This is a genomic window from Nitratidesulfovibrio vulgaris str. Hildenborough (assembly GCF_000195755.1).
Lineage (GTDB): Bacteria > Desulfobacterota > Desulfovibrionia > Desulfovibrionales > Desulfovibrionaceae > Nitratidesulfovibrio > Nitratidesulfovibrio vulgaris.
Genome location: NC_002937.3, coordinates 1 through 16,434, shown reverse-complemented (window position 1 = coordinate 16,434; position 16,434 = coordinate 1). Strand labels below are relative to the sequence as shown.

Below are 16,434 nucleotides of genomic sequence, written 5' to 3'. Positions count from 1 at the left end.
TCACGGCAAGGTTACAACTTGCAGTACCATCGACGCCGGAACGTTGCGGGAGAGGGACCGGGCCGCACTGTCGGCATCGTCACAAACGCCACATCGCCCTGTGGGATGGCAACCCGCAAGGTACGTGCGCCGGCTAGCCCAGCGCCGCCCTGATGAAACCGTGCAGGTCCCATGGTTCGCCCGGCGTACCGTTGCCCTCGTAGGCTGTGACGCACAGCACGTCGTTGCCCCGCGGCGTCACCATGCGCCGAAGGGAGAGTACCATATGCATGGGGTCTGCGGATGTGGGCTGCGCCAGTTCAAGACGCCATCCGTCTTCCTGTTCCTCCCAGCGCAGTTCATACTGTTCCGGCGGCAGGAACGCATAGGCGAGCATGGCCTTGAAATCGGCGCACGAAAAACGGCCACGCGCCCTGCCTGCCACTCCCACGAAGTCGCCTTGCGGACTCTGCACCACAAGGGGCAACGTCATCACCGCACGCGGCGGTTCCTGATTCTGGAAAGGGGGCATGGCGGAGACAGAAGAGGCGGCATGCGCTGCCGCATCGCCTTCGTACTGCGAAGGGGGCGCGTCCTGTGCCGTAGGCTTGGCAATAGGCGTACCTTCTGCAGAAGCACCGGACACGGACGTGCTCTCTCCCGCAGCGACAGGGGCCTCGTGGGCAGGGGCGGGTTCCGGTTCGCTACGTCTGCGTCCCAGCGCCTTGAGCAGCGGCACCACACGGAATTCCGACTTCTGTTCCCTGCCCTGCTCTGACGCAAGGCGCTCGATGAGAGCCTCGAAGCGCTCCACGGCACCACAAAGACGCGCAGCCAGTTCACGCACCTCACGCGCTGCGGCGTCGTCCGCCGCAGATACCGGTGCAGGGGCTGCGGCAGCCGAAACTGCAGCGTCGACACGCTGTTCAAGCCCCTGAAGCCGCTTCATCATGGCTGTCTGCTGCTGGGTGAGATGCACCATGCTGCGTGCGAGACCACTCACGGCGGTGGTGAAGTCCTGAGGCAATTCGACACGCGCCGGTTGCGCCGCCACCGGTTGCGCCGGAGCTTCGTCAGCAGGCTGCGAGGTCTCGTCAGCCGGGACTTCCGCCTCTATCCACCTGAATTCCGACGCCAGTCTTGCCCGAACCTCGGGTACAGCCATGCCCAGTTCGAACAGGTCGCGGATGCGGATGCACACCTTCGCGGCATCTGCCGTAAAACGGATGGGCTTGCCCTGATTGGCCACGGGAATGCAGTCGGGGAACTTGCGGCGGTAGCTCTTCACCGTCGTCTCGGACACGCCGAGAAGCCGGGAGAGGTCCTTGTGGGTCATGCCTCCGTCGGTCTTCGTCACGCTTTCGTCTCCATAGGAAGTTTCAACACGTAAAAGGCGAACCTTGCACCACACGAACGCAAGGTCAAGCCGGGCCCGCGGGCTTGGCACCCAGGCAGGGCCACAGGGCAGTTTCAGGGCTCACGGGTGCGGCGGGTTCTCGGACGTGGCATATGCAGACAACTGCGGACAACGCACTCCGACACCACAAGCCTTGGACACCGGACTGCATGAGGGCAAATGGCGAGACTTGCCCCACGCCGCTGCGGCGGATACAGTGCGCGCCCTTATGTAATTCGTGCAACATGGCCGCGCCCATGATGCCCCTCACCAGTGCCATGTGCGAACGGCGCGGGCATAGCCCCTATTTCGCAAACTTATCAGACACTTTACGCTCTTGCAAGCCGCACCTGCCAAAGGTTTTTCACCTCTTGCCAGCGCAACCGTGTCTTGCGCTACGACACAGAGAAGGTATGCTTTCGTGAAGCAGCCCCCCATGGAGTCAACGATGCCTTTCGCCCACATCCTGTGCCGTGCAATCCGGTGCTGTACTGCGCCGCTTGTACATCTCGTATGTCTGCTCATGCTCGTGGCACTGCCGCCGCATGTCAGTGCAGCAGAGGACATCACCCTCGCCGTGGTCACCAAGCCCGGTTCGGCACAATACGTCTGCGCTGAACGTTTCGCACAGCTTCTCGCCGAGAGGTCGGACAAGAGGTTCAATGTCGTCCTGCATCACAGCGCCTCTCTGGGTACGGAGACCGACATCCTCCAGCAGGTACAGCTGGGGGCCGTGCAGATGGCCATCGTCACCACGGGAACACTCGACGCCTTCGTACCGGAGATGGCCGCACTGGATTTCCCGTTCCTCTTCACCGACACAACCACAGCAGACAGGGTGCTCGACGGCCCCGTGGGACGCGGACTGCTCGACAGGCTTTCCACCGCCGGCTTCAAGGGACTTCACTTCTCCGAGAACGGCTTCCGCCACCTGACCAACAGCATCCGCCCGGTGATGACCCCGGACGACGTTCGCGGCCTCAAGATTCGCGTCATGGAATCGCAGGTGCACCGTGAACTGTGGCGCACGCTCGGTGCAAACCCCACCCCCATGGGGTGGCCCATCTACGCCGAATTGCAACAGGGCACCCTCGACGGGCAGGAGAACCCGCTATGGGTCATCGCCGAATACCGCCTCAATGAGGTGCAGAAGCATCTTTCGCTGACTGGGCATGTCTACTCCACGCACACCGACCTCGCCAATCTCGCGTGGTTCGAGGCCTTGCCTGCGAATGACCGCCGACTCCTGGCCTCCTGCATGCAAGACGCCGCCCTCTGGCAGCGTACATGGAGTCGCCAGCGCGACGCGGCCTACCTCGAACAGCTTCGCACGGCCGGGATGCAGGTGATTGAACGGCCCGACATCGCCACCTTCAGGCAACGCGTGCAGCCTCTGTCCGGAAGCGCGCTGTTCGAGCACAAGGGGGTGCGCAAGGCGCTCGAAGACCTCATGGCGGCCACAAGGGCTAGGTGACCCCTCCCATGCGTCATCATCCAGCCATTCCCCGACCGCGACCGACCAAGAGGGGCTGATCATGTGCGCCCTGCGGCTGACTGCCCGTCTTCTGGATACGGCCAGCGAAAAGGCGGACCGTGCGGCACGGCTTTGGCTCATCACCGCCATGGCAGGCATGGCCGTGCTGGTGGCCGTACAGGTCTTCTCCCGCTACGCACTCAACGAGTCCCTTTTCTGGTCGGAGGAATTGGGCCGCATCCTGCTTGTGCAACTCACCTTCATCGGTTGCGCCGTAGCGGTGCGCGCAGGGGCGCATCCCGGCATGGATGCCCTTGTCCGGCATCTTCCCAGGCGCGGACGTCACGTCACGCACATGCTGGTGCTTCTGGCGGCACTGGCCTTCTTTGCCTTGCTGGCATGGCACGGCGCACGCTTCGCGTGGTTCGTTCGCCATCAGTCCACACCCGCACTCGGCCTGTCACGGCTCATTCCGGCATTGCCCTTGCCCGTTGGCGGGGCGCTGTCCATGCTGCATGTGCTGGCAATACTGGCCAGACACGCCACAGGAGACCGACAGGGCGGTGGAGACGACGGTCTTGCAGACCACGCATCAGACACCCCCTCGCCCACCGGGGACCGCCCATGACCGCGCTGGTGCTCTTCGGGATGCTGGGCCTGCTCTTCGCCTGCAACGCCCCCATCATGCTGGCGGTGGGTGCCTCGGCCTTCGCCGCGCTGCTCATCAAGGGAGGCATGGACCCCATGGTGGCGGTTCAACGGCTGTACGCCGGGGCCGACAGCTTTCCCCTGCTGGCCGTACCGCTCTTCATGACAGCCGGGCAGCTTATGAGCGCGGGGGGCATTTCGCAGCGCATCGTCCGACTTGCCGACACGCTTGTGGGGCACCTTCCGGGCGGTCTCGCCGTGGTCTCGGTGGTGTCATCCATGTTCTTCGCAGGGGTGTCAGGGTCTGCGGCAGCCGATACCGCCGCCGTGGGCTCCATCCTCATTCCCTCGATGGTGGCCCGCGGCTATTCCCCTGCCTTCGCCGGAGCGGTTCAGGCCGCTGCCGGGTCCATCGGCGTCGTCATTCCCCCCAGCATACCCATGATCGTCTTCGGGGCGCTGACCGGGGCGTCCATCGGCAAACTCTTCGCTGGCGGCGTCATGCCCGGGCTGCTCATGGGCATCACGCTCTCGGCATGGTGCGTCCATGAAGGGCTGCGTTCCGGGCGAGAGACACGCCGCTTCGAACCCGCGGCCGTGTGGCCCGCCCTGCTGCGTGCCGGATGGTCGCTCGGAGCCCCCGCCATCATCCTCGGCGGCATCATCTCAGGCGTATGCACCGCCACGGAAGCCGCAGCCGTGGCTGTGGTGTACGCCTTTCTGGTGGGCCTCTTCGCTCACCGCGAACTCGACCTTCGCCGCCTGCCCGCCCTGCTTCTGGATGCCGCTGTCACTTCCGGCGTCGTCATGAGCATCATCGCCGCAGCCTCCCTCTTCGGATGGGTGATGGCCATCGAACGCATCCCCGCCGCACTGGCGGACGCCATCCTTGCCGTAGGCGGAGAGGGATGGATGCTGCTGCTTGCCGTCAACATCCTGCTTCTTCTGGCCGGAACGATGCTGGAGACCACTGCCGCCCTCATCCTGCTCGTTCCCGTGCTTGTGCAGCTTCTGCCACGCATGGGCATCGACCTCATCCATCTGGGCGTGATCGTGGTGATGAACCTCTCCATCGGCATGCTCACCCCGCCCCTCGGTGTCTGCCTCATGGTCTCGTGCGGCATCGCACGTGTGCCCCTCGCCACCCTCGCCCGTGCCGTCCTGCCTTTGCTCGCGGTGCTGGTGGTCGACCTCATGCTCGTCACCTACATCCCGTGGTTCGTGGCGGCGTTCAGCACCGACATCATCGCCCCCTGAAAAGTCCGGCTGAAGCACAATCACGCATCGTTTCGCGCTTCTACACGTCTGCCCGACACCCCTGCAGAGGTGTGCCTCCTCTGTCTCCCCCACGACATCTTCAGAACAACCTCTCCTGCCACGTCGCGGGTTGCCCGTCGTCAGTTCTCTCATCCCCCCTCCCGTGCCTATTGCAGCCCAGTACACGCTTGAGGCGACACCGGAAAGGTGCGCCAGCAGAGTGTCTGCGCCTGTCACCAGTGGTGCGCACACATGTGCATATCATAGTCAATCGCATGATATACATATATTTATTAGGAACATCACAAGGCCTTTTCTATTGGCACGACATCATTCCACAGCACGGTCTCAAGACGAACATATTCCAGAGGGCCTCATGTCGGCATGTTCCCTGTTCCTTTGTGCATAAAACACATAACACTCCTGTATTATTAAGAATACACTTGAGTTACCGTGTGCATTGGCTTTGATGCGAACCGCATCACCCAGTAACCGTCACGCCAGCCTGATGTGTCATTATGTCGAGGCAAGGATGCGAACACATGTGCATATCACATCTAACATTATGATTATAAACATATTATAGACACAGATACTGTGCACACCCCTGTTCGTAGCACTGCCCGGAGGATCCCCCGGAGAGCTCCGCCACGGGTTGACCACGGACACGGATACGCCTAATCCCATCGGAAGCCGCGCCCCCGGCCCGGGAGCGCACAACACCCCGGAAAGGAGCACACACCATGCAACGGACGCAGATCGTCGACGCCCTCGCTGCCACCGCGCCCCAGCCCGTGATTCGCCTATGCGGCTGGGTGCGCACACGTCGCGACGCCAAGGGCTTCTCCTTCCTCGAAATCAACGACGGCTCATGCCTTGCGAACATACAGGCCATCGTGGATGAAGGCATTCCCGCCTATGCGAACATCGGTGCCGTCAGCACGGGTGCCGCCGTGGACATCACCGGTGAGCTGGTCGAGTCGCCCGGAAAGGGCCAGAAGTGGGAGGTACGTGTACAGACGCTGACCCTTCTCGGCGCAGCCGACGCAGAGACGTACCCCCTGCAGAAGAAGCGCCATTCCGACGAATTCCTGCGCAGCATCGCCCACCTGCGCGCCCGCACGAACAAGTACGGCGCAGCCTTCCGCATCCGTTCCGAAGCCGCCTTCGCCATCCATGAGTTCTACCGCGAACGCGGTTTCTTCTACGTGCACACGCCCATTCTCACAGGGTCGGACTGCGAGGGTGCCGGGGAGATGTTCCGCGTGACCACCCTGCCCGTGGAGGGCAGTGCCACCCCCGCTTCGGGCAACCGCTACGAGAACGACTTCTTCGGCAAGGAATGCAACCTCACCGTATCCGGGCAGCTTGAGGCCGAGACGCTGGCGCTGGGACTCGGCAAGGTCTACACCTTCGGCCCCACCTTCCGGGCCGAGAATTCCAATACGCCGCGCCATGCCGCCGAATTCTGGATGATCGAGCCCGAAGTCGCCTTCGCCGACCTCGAAGAGGACATGAACCTCGCCGAGGACATGACACGCACTGTGGTGCGCCGCATCCTCGACCGTTGCGCCGCAGACCTCGACCTGTTCAACCGCTTTGTGGACACCACGCTCGTCGAACGCCTGAGGCAGATTGCCGATGAACCCTTCGCCCGCTGTTCGTACACAGAGGCCATTGAACTGCTTCTGAAGTCGGGCAAGAAATTCGAATATCCGGTCTCCTTCGGGCTCGACCTGCAGACGGAACATGAGCGGTATCTTGCCGAGGAACACTTCGGCAAACCCGTCATCGTCTACAACTATCCCAAGGAGATCAAGGCGTTCTACATGCGTCTCAACGACGATGGGCGCACCGTGGCAGCCATGGACGTGCTTGTACCCCGCATCGGCGAACTCATCGGGGGCAGCCAGCGCGAAGAACGCCTCGACGTGCTCGAAGCCCGCATCAACGAGATGGGCCAGAATCTCGAAGACTACTGGTGGTATCTCGACCTGCGCCGCTTCGGCAGCGTCCCTCACGCCGGTTTCGGCATGGGCTTCGAACGGCTGCTGATGCTCCTCACGGGCATCACCAACATACGCGACGTCATTCCCTTCCCGCGCACACCGGGCAACCTCGAATTCTAGGTTCCGCTTCCGCAGACCTCAGGCCGCGTCCCGATGGGCGCGGCCTTTTCATTGGCCCTGTGCCTGACGCTGAAGGGCCATTGCCTGAAGATGTCGTCTTTTCCCCGTCTCTCCGTTGCCCCGACGCTTCCGGTGCGCTATGGTGATGCCAAGTCCCTCAAGGAGGGGACAGGCATGAAGACCGAACGCATACTTCTTCCGGTTGATGGCTCTGAAAGTTCGTATCGCGCCGCCTATTGCGCGGCACAGGCTGCGCAACTGTGCGGGGCGGAAGTGTTGTTGCTTCACTGCGTAGACCAGACGGAACAGAACGGCGAGGCACCTCTCGTCGATACCACCCTTGCGGAAGACACGACCACGAACCGCCACCCCAAACAGGCTGACGCCCTCGGCATGGCGACAGCCAACGACCTCATCGGACCGGTGCGAGATATTCTCGAAGACCACGGCATCCGCTACATGGAACGCATCGTCGAAGGAGAACCGGCAACGTGCATCCCGCGCGTGGCCCAGAATACGCGCTGCGGACTCATCGTCATGGGACGTAGCGGCAAGACCCCTTCGGGCAGGCTGCCGGTGGGGAGTGTCACCGGGCGCGTCGTGGGGGCCGCGCATTGTCCTGTCATCGTGGCACCATGAAGGGGGCACGGTGATGACGCGCGACACAACAGAGAGGGAATGAAAGGAAGACGCGAGAGGGTCGTGCCCTAGGAAAGAGACGGCGCAACCCGTGGGCAGGCTCACTGAAGAGGCTATGAGGGAACAGGAGGGAACAGGCACGGCAGCGTGACGCACCTCATCTTAACGGGCCAAGCCTGATGAGGCCCTTTACCGTGCATCCGTGAGGCGTATCGTCGCACACCAGCTGACGTGATCTGGAGGGCATATGCGGCCGAAAGGGCTTCGACCGGGGGCGAATGCGGGCTGCTGGCTATTTGCGGCCCAGACGCCCTTTGAGGTGACGTACGCGGGTGTCGATGACCATGTCATTGGGGTACACCCCGCGTAGCGCCTCGAAGCGTTCCAGCGCCTCTGCGAAACGCCCGCGCTGTTCCAGTGCATCCGCCAGCAGAAAGCCCGCCTGACTGCGCAATTCCGGAGTGAGCCCTTCTAGACCGACCAGCGTAGTGGCAAGGTCTACGGCAACGTCCAGATGTTCGCTGGCCACGTTGAGGTCGGCAAGGTCGTAGAGACACCCCGCCCGCCCTTCGGTGGACAGCCCCTCTGTGTCCAGACAGGCCTTGAGGCGCTCTTCCGCCTCGGGAAAACGGCGCTGCATCACGAGGATGCGCGCAAGCCGCCGGGAGACCAGGGCCCGCGTGTCGGGAGTGAGCCCCGGCAACTCCAGCACGCGTGGCCACACCTCGGCGGCGCGTCTGAAGTCGCGTCCCGCCTCGAGCAATTCACCAAGTCGCGTGAGGATGTCGTAGGCACGTTCCGGGTTGGAACCATTCTCGAGGTACATCGTCTCGAGCAGTTCGACCGTGGCCCTTTCATCGTTGCGGACACGATGGGCCACTTCCACGAGCAGGTTCCAGGCCTCCCATCGCTGTGCCCCTTCGGGGTTGCGGCGAAGGTAGCCCTCAAGAAGCCGCTCGGCGTCGTTCCATTCGCGGTTGGCGAAGGCGGAACGCGCCTCGGTGAGTTCCTCTGTGGCGGCCTGCCTGTCACAGGCCGCCACGAGGATGCAGAGTATCAGGATGGCGAGAAGCCGCATGGCTACCCGGCAGTGCCTTCCGTTCCGGCGTCTCCGCCTTCGGGTGCGGTCTTCTGTTCAGAAGACTGCGCCGGGGCACTCTCTTCAACGACTTCGCGCTCGTCCACACGGTCGAAGCCGACGACGATGGCCCCTTCGTCGAGCCGCACGAGCATGACGCCCATGGTGGCACGGCCCACGCTACGGACCTCGTCGACGCTCATGCGGATGATCTTGTTGGTGGAGGTGAGCAGTACCAGTGCCTCGTCGTCACGCACGGGCATGGCACCGATGACATCACCGGTCTTGGGCGTGACCCTGAAGTTCTTCACGCCCTTGCCGCCGCGGGACTGCAGCCGGTACAGTTCGATGCGAGTGCGCTTGCCGTAGCCGTTGGACGAGATGGACATGATTTCGGTGGAGGTGTCGTCCCCCGGCAAGACCGCGCAGGCGACCACCCTGTCGTCACCGGAAAGGGCCACACCCTTCACGCCCGTGGCACTGCGACCCATGGGGCGCACATCAGGGCAGGCGAAGCGTATCGCCATGCCGCCGCCCGTGGTGAGCACCACATGGTCGTCGTTGTGTATCTCGCGCACCATGATGAGTTCGTCGTCATCACGCAGGCCCACGGCGATGAGTCCGCCCTTGCGTGCCCGCGCGTACAGAGAGGCCGACGACCGCTTGACCATGCCGCGCTTGGTCACGAACAGGAAGAAGCGGTCTTCGGCGAATTCGCGCACCGAAAGCACCGTGGTGACCCATTCGTCCTTCTCCAGCGGCAACAGGTTTGCGATGTGCACACCCTTGGCCGTGCGGCTGCCCTCGGCCACCTGATGCACCTTCAGCTGATGCATCTTGCCGTGGTTGGTGAACAGCAGCAGATACTGGTGGTTCGTGGTGGTCAGGAATTCCTGCACGAAGTCGTCATCCGAGGTGTGCAGACCGGCGATGCCCTTCCCGCCCCTGCGCTGCTGCTGGTAGTTGTCCAGCGTGGTGCGCTTGATGTACCCGCGACGCGACAGGGTGATGACCACGTCGTCGTCGGGGATGAGGTCTTCGATGGCGATGCCTTCAAGCTCGTCCATGAGCACTTCGGTGCGCCTCTTGGTGGCGTAGGTATCGCGTATCTCGGTGAATTCCTCGCGCATGACCTGACGCAGAACCTCGATGTTCTCGAGAATGGAACGGAAGTACTCGATCTTCTTCAGAAGTTCGCGATACTCGTCGAGCAGTTTCTCGTGTTCGAGGTTCGTCAGGCGCTGCAACCGCATGTCGAGGATGGCCTGCGACTGCGCCTCGGAAAGTCCGAAACGCTGCATGAGCCTGTCCTTGGCCTCCTGCGGGGTCGCCGAAGCACGGATGAGGGCCACCACCTCGTCGATGTTGTCCAGCGCGATGCGCAGACCTTCGAGGATATGGGCACGCGCCTCGGCCTTGCGCAGGTCGTAGCGGGTACGGCGGATGATGATTTCGCGACGGTGTTCGAGGAAGTGCGACAGCGCCGACTTCAGGTCGAGCAGTTGCGGCCTGTTGTCCACCACCGCCAGCATGTTGATGCCGTAGGAACTTTCCAGCGGGGTGTACTTGTACAGCGCATTGACCACGATATCGGGGATGGTGCCGCGCTTGAGGTCGATGACCACGCGGATGCCCTTGCGGTCCGATTCGTCGCGCAGGTCGGCCACGCCGTCGATGCGCCTCTCGTTCACGAGGGCGGCTATCTTCTCGACGAGGCTGGACTTGTTCAGGCCATAGGGAATCTCGCGGATGACGATGGCCTGAAAACCCTTCTTGCGCTCTTCTATCTCGACCTTGCCGCGCACCTTCACGGTGCCGCGCCCGGTGGTGTAGGCGTCAACGAGGCCCTGCCCCGCGTAGACGAAACCGCCGGTGGGGAAGTCGGGCCCCTTCACATGGTCCATCAGGTCGTCGATGGTGCAGGCGTCGTCGTCGAGAAGGTGCAGCAGGGCGTTGCACAGTTCACCGAGGTTGTGCGGCGGGATGTTGGTGGCCATGCCCACCGCGATGCCCGTCGAACCGTTGAGCAGCAGGTTGGGCACGCGCGTGGGCAGCACCACGGGTTCGAGGAGGGTGTTGTCGTAGTTGGGACGGAAGTCCACCGTCTCCTTCTCGATATCCGCGATGAACTCGCCCGCAAGACGCGACATGCGCACTTCGGTGTATCGCATGGCCGCCGCGGCGTCCCCGTCGATGGAACCGAAGTTGCCCTGCCCGTCCACCAGCGGGTCGCGCATGGAGAATTCCTGCGCCATGCGCACGATGGCGTCATACACCGCCGAGTCGCCATGCGGGTGGTATTTACCGATGACGTCACCGACGATGCGCGCCGACTTCTTGTGCGGCCTGTTGTAGGCGTTGCCCAGTTCGTGCTGCGCGAACATGATGCGCCTGTGCACGGGCTTCAGGCCATCGCGCACATCGGGGATGGCGCGACCTATGATGACGCTCAGGGAGTACTCGAGGTACGATTTCCTGAGCTCCTTCTCGATGCTTATCTGTTGCTGTTCCGACACTGCCTGCCTCGTTGTGTTTGATCCGGGGCGACGCGCCCCGTGCGGGGCCCGCTCCACGTCTTATCGCGCCTCATGGGCACGGGCGGGTAACCCCGCTGCGGACAACCACGGCCCGGCGCAGGGGCGAAAACCACCCCGCGTCTCGGGCGCGTCACGCTATATGTCGAGTTCCTGCACGGCGAGGGCGTTACGCACGATGAACTCGCGCCGGGGTTCGACCCGGTCGCCCATGAGCTGTTCGAAAGCGTCGCTCGCCTCTTCGGCGTCCTCGATGGACACCTGAAGCAGGGTACGGTTTTCGGGGTTCATGGTGGTCACCCACAGCTGCTCGGGGTTCATCTCGCCAAGACCCTTGTAGCGCTGGATGTTCAGACCGCGGCGTGCCTCTTCGAAGACCATGCGTTGCAGGTCGAACATGTCACCCTCACCCACGGTCTCTCCCTTGCGGTCGAGCGTGAAGGAGAGCCCGCCGCATTCGCTGCGTATGGCCTCGAGGGCATCCCACGAACTGCGGTACATGCGCGAACCGAAGAACTCCGCACCGATGCGTGTCCTGTGACCGTTGGTGTTCTCGAACACCACGAACGTGCGGTCGCCCTCGTCGCCCGATTCAAGTTCAGCCGTCATGGAATAGCCACGTCCTGCCAGCCAGGGCCGCAGTCCGTTGCCGTCATGCTGCTCGAACCATTCCGGTGTGATGCGCTCGCCATACTCGAGGAAGCCGAGGAACAGTTCACGCGAGATGCCCGCCGTCTCCACGTCGCGGATGCGCGCAGCCACCGTCTCGATGGAACGCATGAGCCGTACGATGTCGGTGCCCTTGAAAGAGCAGCCGCCGGGGGTTCTCACCTCAACGTCCTCGCTCACGCGGGTCAGCAGGAAGTTGTTGAGTTCCGCGTCGTCCTTGATGAACCGTTCCATGCGGCTGTTATGCGCACGGTAGAGAGGCGGCTGGGCGATGTACAGATAGCCGCTTTCGATAAGCTTCTGGTACTGGCGGAAGAAGAACGTGAGCAGCAGCGTACGGATGTGCGCACCGTCCACGTCGGCGTCGGTCATGATGACGATCTTGTGATAGCGCAGCTTGTCGTAGTCCGTGTCGTCCTCGCCGATGCCCGCGCCCATGGCGGTGATGAGGGCCTTCACTTCCTTGTTGGCCAGCATCTTGTCGAAGCGCGTGCGTTCGGTGTTGAGAATCTTGCCGCGCAGGGGAAGGATGGCCTGCGTCGACGGGTCGCGGCCCTGCTTGGCCGAACCGCCTGCGGAGTCGCCCTCGACGATGAAGAGTTCGCTCAGCGCGGGGTCCTTGGACTGGCAGTCGGCAAGCTTGCCCGGCAGGGCGTTGTCGGAGAGCGCGCCCTTGCGGCGCACGAGTTCCTTGGCGCGGCGGGCTGCGTCACGGGCGCGGGCGGCATCGACGGCCTTGTCGATGATGAGCCGCACGTCCTTGGGGTTCTCCTCGAAATGCACGTTCAGGCGATCGTAGACGATACCCGCCACGATGCCCGCTATCTCGCTGTTGCCCAGCTTGGTCTTGGTCTGGCCTTCGAACTGCGGTTGCGGCAGCTTCACGCTGACCACGGCCGTGAGGCCCTCGCGCACGTCGTCGCCGGAAAGCGCAGTGCCCTTCATCTTCTTGGTGAGGTCGGCCTGCCCCTTCACATAGCCGTTGATGGCGCGGGTGAGCGCCGTCTTGAAGCCCGCGAGGTGCGTGCCGCCTTCCTTGGTGCGGATGTTGTTGGCGAAGGTGAGCACGTTCTCCTTGTACCCCGCATTGTACTGCAGGGCGAAGTCGACCACCACGCCATCGGTCTTGCCTTCACCCGCCACGATGGGATGGATGCCGGTCTCGCCCGAATTGAGGTCCTTGACGAACTGGCGGATGCCGCCTTCGGCGAAGAAGGTGTGCGATTCGCCGCTGCGTTCGTCGATGAACTCTATCTCAAGCCCGCGGTTGAGGTAGGACAGTTCTTCGAAGCGCTTGCGCAGGGTCTCGTAGGAGAACTGGTTGGTCTCGAAAATCTCCTCGTCAGGCTTGAAGCGCACCGTGGTGCCGTGGCCTTCGGATGCGCCGAGGACACGCAGGTCCTCCTGCGGTACGCCACGGGCATAGCGCTGCCCGTACCGTTGCCCGTCGCGCTTCACCCGGACTTCGAGCCATTCCGAAAGCGCGTTGACGCAGCTCACGCCAACGCCATGCAGACCGCCGGAGACCTTGTAGGCGTTGTTGTCGAACTTGCCCCCCGCGTGCAGCTTGGTCATGACGACCTCCACCGCGGGTCTGCCCTCCTTGGGGTGCATGTCCACGGGGATGCCGCGTCCGTTGTCGCTGACGGTCACGCTGTTGTCGAGGTGCAGCTTGACCACCACCTTGGAGCAGAAGCCGGCCATGGCTTCGTCGATGGAGTTGTCCACGACTTCGTAGACAAGGTGGTGCAGCCCGCGTGCATCGGTGGAACCGATGTACATCGCGGGGCGTTTGCGCACCGCAGAAAGGCCCTCGAGGATGGTGATGCTGTCTGCGGTATAGTTGTTGCCCGTCCCGGTGGTCATCTTAGACTTCTTCCTCGCTGTAGTAGGTCTCTTCCACTATCTTCATGGGCATGACGATGACCTGGTATTCGGGGTCTTCTTCGCCGGAGATGCCGCACGGTCCTTCAGCACCGGTGAGAGTGAGGCGCAGACGACCGGACTGGTAGTGGTTCATGATGTCGATGAGATTGCGCGTGGGGAAGGCGATGCGGCGGATGTCGCCGTCGTAGCTGGCCTCCAGCGATTCGGAGGCCGACCCCACGTCCTGCCCCTGTGCTGTCAGCACCACCTCTCCGCCCGAAAGGTCGAAATAGGTGCAACGGTTGTTGTCGCTGTTGAATATCTGCAGGCGGTCGAGTGCGTCCATGCCTTCCTTGCGGTCGACTTCGAGATTGGAGACGCCTTCGCCCTGCAACTTGGCGATGAAGTTCATGTAGTCGGGATACTGGTACGACGAGAGAGGCAACGAGAAGGTCTCGCGTCCGTCGCCGGTACGCAGGTGCATGCGCTTCTCGCTGATGTTCAGTTCGATTTCGTCGGCACCGAGCCACTTCTTGAGTTCACCGAGATACTTCTTCTGAACGAGCACGCCTTCAGCCGGCAGCTTGGCATGGAGGTCGTCATGCAGGAAGCGGAGCATGGCGAACTGGTGACCGTTCAGGCCGCAGGCTTCGATACGTCCCTCGGCCACCGGCTTCATGAAGAGGCAGGCGATGGCTTCGACGGCATCCTCATCGCTGATGCAGAAGGCGATGCGATCGATGAGCTCCTGAAGGAAGTCGCCCGACCATACCACGGCACCATCGGCCGGGAAGTCGCTGAAGTTCTGGAACCACACCGGGTCGTTCACGGGAAGCTTGTATTTGCGGCGGCCCTGCTCGATGCGCAGGACATTGGCTTCGGCATCGAGCTGCAGGACGATCTCGCCCGCTGGCAGCTTGCGCAGCAGGTCGACGAAGGCGCGCCCCTGTACCCCGGCAAGACCTGGTTCGGTCACCTCGGCGGTATAGGTACCCCTGAATTCGATGTTCGAGTCGGTGGCCATGACGGAGAGGGTGCCGTCGGCCGCATTGAGCCATATGGAACGAAGGTAGGCCGCTCCCGTCTTTGCGGGAATGATGTTGGCCGCCTTCTGGAGACCTTCGATGACGTCCTCTTTGTATACTTTAAGATACATACGGATCTCCTTTTTCTTTTCGTTGTAGAAGTAGAGGCGGTAGATAGGTTCGTAAGTTGTTCATCTGTCCGAAAAGATTGAATGTGCTGCGTCATGAGATGGTGACATGAAGGAGCCGTCACGCACACCCGCTACCGGTTGCCGTTCAGCCATCATGGTTTAGACACCGACGTTTCAATTCAGCGACCAAAGCGTGCATATCTTTGTTATCATACTGAAGTTTTTTGATTTTTTTGACGGCGTACATGGCTGTGCTATGGTCCTTGCCCCCGAACATGCGGCCCAGTGCGGGAAAGGAGCTGCCGATGAGTTCGCGGCACAGGAACATGGCCACCTGACGTGCCTGGACGATGTGCTGTTGGCGTTTGTCGCTCAGGATGTCGCGGGGGGTGACGCCGAAATGCTCTGCCGCGGCCGAGATGATGGTGTCGGGTGCCACGGCCCGTTCGGGTCCGCTGTCGGTGTTGCGCAGAATCTGCTCGAGTTCGCGGTCGAGGATGTCGCGCCCCACCATGTCACGGTAGGCTGCGACCTTGAGAAGCAACCCCGAGAGATGGCGGAATTCGTGGCAGCGCTGGGCCAGTGTGAGCACGTGTTCACGTGCCAGCTGCAGGGACAGGGCGGCGCACCGGGCGTGGATGTAGCGTACCCGCACGTCAAGGTCGGGTTCCTTGAGGTCGACGATAAGGCCAAGTTCAAGGCGTGAGCGCAGAGGGGCCTCAAGAAAGTCGAGATCGGAGAGTCTGCCCGCATAGGCGAAGGCCATCTGTTTGCCATGGTCGTAGAAGTGGTCGAACAGGGCCGTGAGTTCCTCCCTGAGGTCGGGAAGGGCTCGCAGGCGATGCAGGTCGTCCAGAAGCAGTGCCCTGTGCGCGCAGAGAGTGCGCCGCATGGCAAGGCGTTCCTCCGTGTTGTAACGGTCGTGCAACTCTTCGGCCGAACCGCAGAAGACGGCGTCCGTTCCGTACAAGGCCGCCAGTTCGTTGGCCAGTGCCCGCAGCAGGTGTGTCTTGCCGTTGCCGCTGGCACCGCACAGTACGAAGGGGTTGTAGGTGCGCTGGTGACCGTTGCGCGCAGCCTCGCGCGCGGCGGCAAGGGGAAACTGGTTCTTGCGGTTGGTGATGAAGGCGTCGAACGTGAACGCGGCACCGAAGGGGCAGGCGACGGACTCGCTGGCAAGGGGGGGCTGCGAGGGGGGCTGGACTGTGGACCTGTCCGTGGTCTTGATTCCCTCCGGGAAGACGAGTGCCACACTCGTGCCCACGACGTCGCGCACCCCGGCGGTGAAGCGTTCAAGAGCCTGCGCCTCGAACCACCGGGCGAAGTGGGGATGCGGAAAACGCACCTCGAGCCTCTGCTGCGCATCGTCGAGACGCAGGTCGAGAGGGTCGAACCACTGATGCAGTTCCTGTTCGGAGCAGGTCTGCCTGAGATGTTGGCGCAGGGCTTGTTGCAGCACGTTCTATGGGGGTTGGCTGTCGCGGTGGAGTGCCGGAAGGGCCACAACGGCGGACGTCTCCGGCCGGTGCGGAACCTGATGACTCAACCTGCGGTTCATACCATGAAACACGACCCGCTACAAGGTTGACGGAACCCGCGCCATTCTTCG

11 protein-coding genes are annotated in these 16,434 nt (G+C 62.6%); 5 read left to right on the top strand and 6 right to left on the bottom strand.

Going from position 1 to position 16,434, the window contains the following annotated elements:
- Positions 1-133: 133 nt before the first annotated feature.
- Positions 134-1,336, bottom strand: a complete 1,203-nt coding sequence (locus tag DVU_RS00055) for a helix-turn-helix domain-containing protein (protein ID WP_010937323.1) — start codon at positions 1,334-1,336, stop codon at positions 134-136.
- Positions 1,337-1,823: 487 nt separating this feature from the next.
- On the opposite strand from DVU_RS00055, the gene DVU_RS00050 reads away from it, so the two are divergent.
- The 5 genes from DVU_RS00050 (at position 1,824) to DVU_RS00030 (ending at position 7,522) form a co-directional block, all read left to right on the top strand.
- Positions 1,824-2,849 (top strand): TRAP transporter substrate-binding protein, encoded by a 1,026-nt coding sequence (locus DVU_RS00050; RefSeq protein ID WP_010937322.1) that lies wholly within the window; start codon positions 1,824-1,826, stop codon positions 2,847-2,849.
- A 61-nt stretch (positions 2,850-2,910) separates the two neighbouring features.
- Complete coding sequence (locus tag DVU_RS00045; RefSeq protein WP_010937321.1) at positions 2,911-3,477, top strand: TRAP transporter small permease; 567 nt, start codon at positions 2,911-2,913, stop codon at positions 3,475-3,477.
- Positions 3,474-4,754, top strand: coding sequence for a TRAP transporter large permease (locus DVU_RS00040; protein ID WP_010937320.1), 1,281 nt, complete (start codon positions 3,474-3,476; stop codon positions 4,752-4,754). Before DVU_RS00045 ends, DVU_RS00040 begins: the two co-directional genes overlap by 4 nt.
- 743 nt (positions 4,755-5,497) lie before the next feature.
- Complete coding sequence (asnS, locus tag DVU_RS00035) at positions 5,498-6,883, top strand: asparagine--tRNA ligase (RefSeq protein WP_010937318.1); 1,386 nt, start codon at positions 5,498-5,500, stop codon at positions 6,881-6,883.
- Between the two features lie 174 nt (positions 6,884-7,057).
- Positions 7,058-7,522, top strand: coding sequence for a universal stress protein (locus DVU_RS00030; protein WP_010937317.1), 465 nt, complete (start codon positions 7,058-7,060; stop codon positions 7,520-7,522).
- Between the two features lie 292 nt (positions 7,523-7,814).
- Here the strand turns inward: DVU_RS00030 and DVU_RS00025 are convergent, their stop codons facing one another.
- The 5 genes from DVU_RS00025 to DVU_RS00005 form a co-directional block, all read right to left on the bottom strand.
- Entirely contained in the window at positions 7,815-8,600 is a 786-nt protein-coding gene (locus DVU_RS00025) for a tetratricopeptide repeat protein (protein WP_010937316.1), read from the bottom strand.
- A gap of 2 nt (positions 8,601-8,602) precedes the next feature.
- Positions 8,603-11,116, bottom strand: coding sequence for a DNA gyrase subunit A (gyrA, locus tag DVU_RS00020; RefSeq protein WP_014524181.1), 2,514 nt, complete (start codon positions 11,114-11,116; stop codon positions 8,603-8,605).
- 156 nt (positions 11,117-11,272) lie between these two features.
- Complete coding sequence (gene gyrB, locus DVU_RS00015) at positions 11,273-13,669, bottom strand: DNA topoisomerase (ATP-hydrolyzing) subunit B (RefSeq protein WP_010937314.1); 2,397 nt, start codon at positions 13,667-13,669, stop codon at positions 11,273-11,275.
- Position 13,670: 1 nt separating this feature from the next.
- Positions 13,671-14,825, bottom strand: coding sequence for a DNA polymerase III subunit beta (gene dnaN, locus DVU_RS00010; RefSeq protein ID WP_010937313.1), 1,155 nt, complete (start codon positions 14,823-14,825; stop codon positions 13,671-13,673).
- A gap of 145 nt (positions 14,826-14,970) precedes the next feature.
- Positions 14,971-16,284, bottom strand: coding sequence for a DnaA/Hda family protein (locus DVU_RS00005; protein ID WP_010937312.1), 1,314 nt, complete (start codon positions 16,282-16,284; stop codon positions 14,971-14,973).
- Between the last annotated feature and the right edge of the window lie 150 nt (positions 16,285-16,434).

What these genes read in the sequence shown, in the direction of transcription:
- DVU_RS00050 (WP_010937322.1), top strand. Translation starts at nt 1,824, where the DNA reads ATGCCTTTCGCCCACATCCTGTGCCGTGCAATCCGGTGCTGTACTGCG.
- DVU_RS00045 (WP_010937321.1), top strand. Translation starts at nt 2,911, where the DNA reads ATGTGCGCCCTGCGGCTGACTGCCCGTCTTCTGGATACGGCCAGCGAA.
- DVU_RS00040 (WP_010937320.1), top strand. Translation starts at nt 3,474, where the DNA reads ATGACCGCGCTGGTGCTCTTCGGGATGCTGGGCCTGCTCTTCGCCTGC.
- asnS (WP_010937318.1), top strand. Translation starts at nt 5,498, where the DNA reads ATGCAACGGACGCAGATCGTCGACGCCCTCGCTGCCACCGCGCCCCAG.
- DVU_RS00030 (WP_010937317.1), top strand. Translation starts at nt 7,058, where the DNA reads ATGAAGACCGAACGCATACTTCTTCCGGTTGATGGCTCTGAAAGTTCG.
- DVU_RS00025 (WP_010937316.1), bottom strand. Translation starts at nt 8,600, where the DNA reads ATGCGGCTTCTCGCCATCCTGATACTCTGCATCCTCGTGGCGGCCTGT.
- gyrB (WP_010937314.1), bottom strand. Translation starts at nt 13,669, where the DNA reads ATGACCACCGGGACGGGCAACAACTATACCGCAGACAGCATCACCATC.
- dnaN (WP_010937313.1), bottom strand. Translation starts at nt 14,825, where the DNA reads ATGTATCTTAAAGTATACAAAGAGGACGTCATCGAAGGTCTCCAGAAG.